Source organism: Halopseudomonas sp. (genome assembly GCF_041579695.1).
In the GTDB taxonomy this organism is placed as follows: domain Bacteria; phylum Pseudomonadota; class Gammaproteobacteria; order Pseudomonadales; family Pseudomonadaceae; genus Halopseudomonas.
Map to the genome: position 1 here is coordinate 1 of NZ_JBFGFI010000138.1, position 4,692 is coordinate 4,692.

General features: G+C 58.0%; 4 protein-coding genes and 1 pseudogene. 2 read left to right on the plus strand and 3 right to left on the minus strand.

What is annotated here, in order from left to right:
• Positions 1-42: 42 nt before the first annotated feature.
• Positions 43-1,725, minus strand: a complete 1,683-nt coding sequence (locus ABYA88_RS15385; RefSeq protein WP_373188265.1) for a fatty acid--CoA ligase — start codon at positions 1,723-1,725, stop codon at positions 43-45.
• Between the two features lie 217 nt (positions 1,726-1,942).
• Between ABYA88_RS15385 and ABYA88_RS15390 the strand changes: the two genes are divergently transcribed.
• Both ABYA88_RS15390 and ABYA88_RS15395 read left to right on the plus strand, forming a co-directional pair.
• Positions 1,943-3,124 carry an acetyl-CoA C-acyltransferase gene (locus ABYA88_RS15390; RefSeq protein WP_373188266.1) on the plus strand — a complete coding sequence of 394 codons (1,182 nt, stop codon included), beginning with the start codon at positions 1,943-1,945 and terminating at the stop codon, positions 3,122-3,124.
• A gap of 10 nt (positions 3,125-3,134) precedes the next feature.
• Entirely contained in the window at positions 3,135-3,857 is a 723-nt protein-coding gene (locus ABYA88_RS15395) for an SGNH/GDSL hydrolase family protein (RefSeq protein ID WP_373188267.1), read from the plus strand.
• Between the two features lie 51 nt (positions 3,858-3,908).
• On the opposite strand, the gene ABYA88_RS15400 is transcribed toward ABYA88_RS15395, so the two are convergent.
• Complete coding sequence (locus ABYA88_RS15400; protein WP_373188268.1) at positions 3,909-4,295, minus strand: hypothetical protein; 387 nt, start codon at positions 4,293-4,295, stop codon at positions 3,909-3,911.
• A 202-nt stretch (positions 4,296-4,497) separates the two neighbouring features.
• A pseudogene (locus ABYA88_RS15405) lies at positions 4,498-4,692 on the minus strand (hypothetical protein); the annotation flags it as partial.

Below are 4,692 nucleotides of genomic sequence, written 5' to 3' on the forward strand. Positions count from 1 at the left end.
CGGTGCGCCGGTGTTACCGGCGCACCGCGGCCATCGATACGCTCAAAGCGTAGACAGGAAGGGGGCTTCAGCCTCTTGCCATTTGACAATCTCACCGCGAATGAGTTTCTTATCGAGTTTGCCAACACTGGTTTTGGGTATTTCGGTAACACATGCGATCTGATTCGGAATTGCCCACTTGTTGATCCGACCTTCTTCGGCATAAGGCTTGAGGTGGTCACGCAGAATGCGCGCGTCCATTTCCTTGCCTTCGTGGGGCACGATCAGCGCGAAGGGACGCTCATCCCACTGCGGGTCAGGCACACCCACCACGGCCACTTCCTTCACCGCCGGGCTCTGGCTGATCAGGTCTTCCAGCTCCAGGGAGGAAATCCACTCCCCGCCAGTCTTGATCACATCCTTGATGCGGTCACGAATTTCGATCGTGCCCATTGCATCGATAGCTGCCACATCACCAGTGTGCATCCAGCCATGGGACCACAGCTCCTGGCTCTTCTCCGGCTCACGAAAATAGCCCTGTGTCAGCCAGGGCGCACGCAACACCAGCTCACCCTGAGTCTTGCCATCATGGGGCAGGAAACCACCCTGCGGATCCATCAGACGCGCCTCAACGAACGGGACTGGAATACCGGCCTTGATGCGGTAAGCCGCACGGTCATCTTCAGAGCCCTGTTCCAGCTCCAGGTTGATATAGCCACTGGAGATCAGCGGGCAGGTCTCGGACATACCGTAGGCTGCCGACAGGACCATGCCCTTCTTCTTTGCCGCCTCATACAGGCTGCGGTTCAGCGCACTGCCGCCGATGATCACGCGCATCCCACCGAAGTCCATGTCCTTGGCGCCATCGGCATTGAGCACCATCTGCAGAATGGTCGGTACGCAATGGGAGAAAGTGACTTTTTCCTCGCGGATCAGCTTACAGAGCATTTCCGGCTCGTACCGGCCCGGATACACCTGCTTGGTACCCAGTAACGTGGCTGTGTAGGGGATACCCCATGCATGCACATGGAACATCGGAGTAATGGGCATATACACATCACGGTTACCAAACAGGCGCACGCTATCGAGCCCGCCCATGGTCGACGCCTGGGTCAGGGTGTGCAGTACCAGCTGGCGGTGGGTGAAATACACGCCCTTGGGATTGCCGGTAGTACCGGTGGTGTAGAAAGTCGTAGCAACGGAGTTTTCGTCGAATTCAGGGAAATCGTAAGTCGGCTCAGCCGCGGCCAGCAGCTCTTCGTACTCGCCTATCAGATCCGGCAGATCGGCAGTCTTTTCCGGTCCATCGGTCAGCAAGATAGTATTCTTGACGGTGGTTAGATCACCTTCAATAGCCTTGTAAATGGGCACAAACTCGCTGTTGACCAGCACAAAGATATCTTCGGCATGGTTCATGGTGTACAGAATCTGATCGGGCGACAGCCGAATATTGATGGTATGCAATACAGCGCCAATCATCGGGATCGCGAACATGCACTCCAGGTAGCGGTTGCTGTCCCAATCCATCACTGCGACAGTGTCGCCCGCCTTGACACCCGCATTGGTCAGGGCGTTAGCGAGCCTGCAGACCCGCTGGTTGAAAGTGGCGTAGTCATACCGGCTGATATCGCGGTAGACGATTTCCTGGGTGCGCTCATAGCGCTGACCGGATAGCAGGATATTCTTGATCAGCAACGGCGTAGCATGCGCCTCGTCCGTCGGTTTGATAACACGGGTATTGAGCATTGTAATGACCTGTATTGTTGGGCTTGTCTGGTCTGGATGCGGCCTGGGGCCAAGCATGCCTCTAACTATAGCCAAGTTTGTCCCTGGCTACCTATCACTCCTAAGTATGAACCTGATCACACTTATTCCACGAGTATACTTAGCAGGTATAATGATGCAATCAGGTCGACAGATGACCCGTCGGCTAAAATCAGTCATCATTTTTCAGGAGCAATGCATGTCCGATAATCACATTGTCATCGTCAGTGGCGCGCGCACACCTATGGGCGGCTTCCAGGGCAGCCTGGCCGGAGTACCTGCAGTGGACCTGGGCGCTACGGCGATCCGCGAGGCGGTCAGCCGCGCCGGCATCCAGCCCACTGACGTGGAAGAAGTGATCATGGGCTGTGTACTACCCGCCGGCCTCAAGCAGGGCCCGGCGCGCCAGGCCAGCCTGAACGCCGGACTGCCCACCGCGACCGGCTGCACCACCATCAACAAATTGTGCGGCTCGGGCATGAAGGCCGTGATGCTGGCACACGACCTGCTCAAGGCAGGAACCAACACCATCATGGTTGCCGGCGGCATGGAGAGCATGTCCAACGCGCCCTACTTGCTGCAAAAGGCCCGCGGCGGCATGCGCATGGGCCATGGCGAGATCAAGGACCACATGTTCATCGATGGGCTGGAGGATGCCCGCACCGGCCGGCTGATGGGATCATTCGCGCAGGAAACCGCAGACAAGCACAGCATCACCCGTGAAGAGATGGATGCCTACGCCATCGAATCGCTGGCGCGCGCCAAGAAGGCCATCGACAATGGCTCTCTGGACAGTGAGATCGTGCCGGTCACGGTTACCACACGCAAGGGCGAGACAGTAGTGAAAGATGACGAGCAGCCGCACAACGCCAATATCGACAAGATACCCGGCCTGCGCGCCGCGTTCGGTAAAGATGGCACCATCACCGCCGCCAACGCCAGCTCGATTTCCGACGGCGCCAGCGCCCTGGTACTGATGACCGCAGCAGAAGCCGAAAAACGTGGCCTCAAGCCGCTGGCCCGCATTGTCGGCCACGCTACCCAGAGCCAGGATCCGAGCGAGTTCACTACTGCTCCGGTCGGCGCGCTGCGCAACCTGTTCACCAAGACAGGCTGGAGCAAGGATGAAGTGGATCTGTTCGAGATCAACGAAGCCTTCGCCATGGTCACCATGCTGGCGATGCGCGAACACGACCTAGATCATGCCAAGGTGAACATCTTTGGTGGCGCCTGCGCCCAGGGCCACCCGATCGGCTCAACAGGGTCGAGGATCATCGTTACCTTAATCAATGCCCTGCAGAAGACTGGCGGCAAGCGTGGCGTGGCTGCGCTGTGTATCGGCGGCGGTGAAGCCACCGCAGTGGCCGTCGAGCTGGTCTGATCAGGCTCCGATGCACCTTCCCTTTTGGCTGGTCACCGCACTGCTCTCGCCCATCCTGCTCTACCAGGGCAAGCGGGCAAGACGTAATACGCCGCGGCTACCTGACGGCAGCGGCAATCTACGTGGTCAATATGGTGAGGGCGTGCCCATCAGGCGAATCCTGGTGATTGGCGATTCCACCGCAGCCAGTGTCGGTGTCGCCTCGCACGATATGGGGCTGGCCAGCCAGGTGGCCAAACAGATTCACCTGCGCACCGGTCAGACAATTGCTTGGCATACCTTCGGCATTAACGGTATTCGCATGCAGGCGCTGACCGGCGAGCTGGAGAAGGCCCGGCTGCCGCCAGCGGATATTGTGCTTTTGAGTATGGGTGTGAACGACACCACAGGTTTAACGTCGCGAAGCCGTTTTCGGCGACAGCTGCTCGCCCTGCGCCAGTTGCTCGCACCACGCTACCAGGCGCCGCTGGTGTTGCTGAGCGTACCGCCCATGCATCTGTTCACCGCTCTGCCCTCGCCGCTACGCCAGATCTTGGGCTGGCGGGCCAGACAGCTCAATAACGTCTACGCTGATATCGCCCGCCGGAGGCCGGACGATTTTGCCCTGCTGCAATATCCACTGGTCACCGACCCGGAACTACTCGCAGCAGATGGTTACCACCCGGGTCAGAGGGGCTATCAATACATTGCTGAAGCATTGACAGACAGTGAACGAATTTGTCCTGCTGCCTGAACCATCCGGCACATCCTTCAAATGCATACCGGCGCTACTGGGGACGTTGGCTTAGCTGCTCACTTTGCGCCTGATATGTTCAATTACCGCACCGTGCTCCTTCTGCGGGCTGAACATCACTATATCGGTGTCCTCCTCCGCCCTCACGCTGTGCCCTGGCGGCCAATAGAACAGATCCCCAGTCCTTGATGTTTCTTCGCTGCCATCGGTGTACAGGGCTGCAATTGCTCCGGATACAACGTATCCCCAATGGGGACTCTGACAACTATCGTTCTCAAGCCCGCGCAACAATTCCGTGATATCGGTTCCGGCGCCAAAAGAAAAGTATTCGGCTCCCATCCTCCCGTATCCCGCTACATCGCCAAAATCCCTTTGTTGTCTGGCAGTTGCGCCCGGCACATCAATTAGAACGGGAATATCTTCTTTTGCTATACGCATGACGATCTCCTCAATTCCGCGGCGATGCTTTGCAAGCATGCTGGATACCCTAACAAGACATCTGGCGCCGAGTTAAACGTGATCCTGCCGCTGCTGCAGCAGAAATCAGGCCCATCGGGTGCTATGGCAGGAGCGAGACAAACACCCCAATCATGAATTCTTCCGTCGTTATTAGGTATAGCAGGCTGCAGCCTGCCTGGCATTACCCGCTCCGGGAGACTGCCTGCGCGCCGTCCAGCGAGCCTGGCAATGTGCGCACAATCCAACTCAGCAGCATCCCGTACAGCGGCACGAACAACACCAGGCTGATGATCAGCTTGATCGCATAGTCGACCGTCGCAATCTCGACCCAGTTGGCGGCCATGAACGGATCATCGCTGCGCCAGAACGCCACCGA

Bases quoted from the DNA above. Each gene is read 5' to 3' on its own strand.
- ABYA88_RS15400 (WP_373188268.1), bottom strand. From the start codon at position 4,295: ATGCGTATAGCAAAAGAAGATATTCCCGTTCTAATTGATGTGCCGGGC.
- ABYA88_RS15385 (WP_373188265.1), bottom strand. From the start codon at position 1,725: ATGCTCAATACCCGTGTTATCAAACCGACGGACGAGGCGCATGCTACG.
- ABYA88_RS15395 (WP_373188267.1), top strand. From the start codon at position 3,135: ATGCACCTTCCCTTTTGGCTGGTCACCGCACTGCTCTCGCCCATCCTG.
- ABYA88_RS15390 (WP_373188266.1), top strand. From the start codon at position 1,943: ATGTCCGATAATCACATTGTCATCGTCAGTGGCGCGCGCACACCTATG.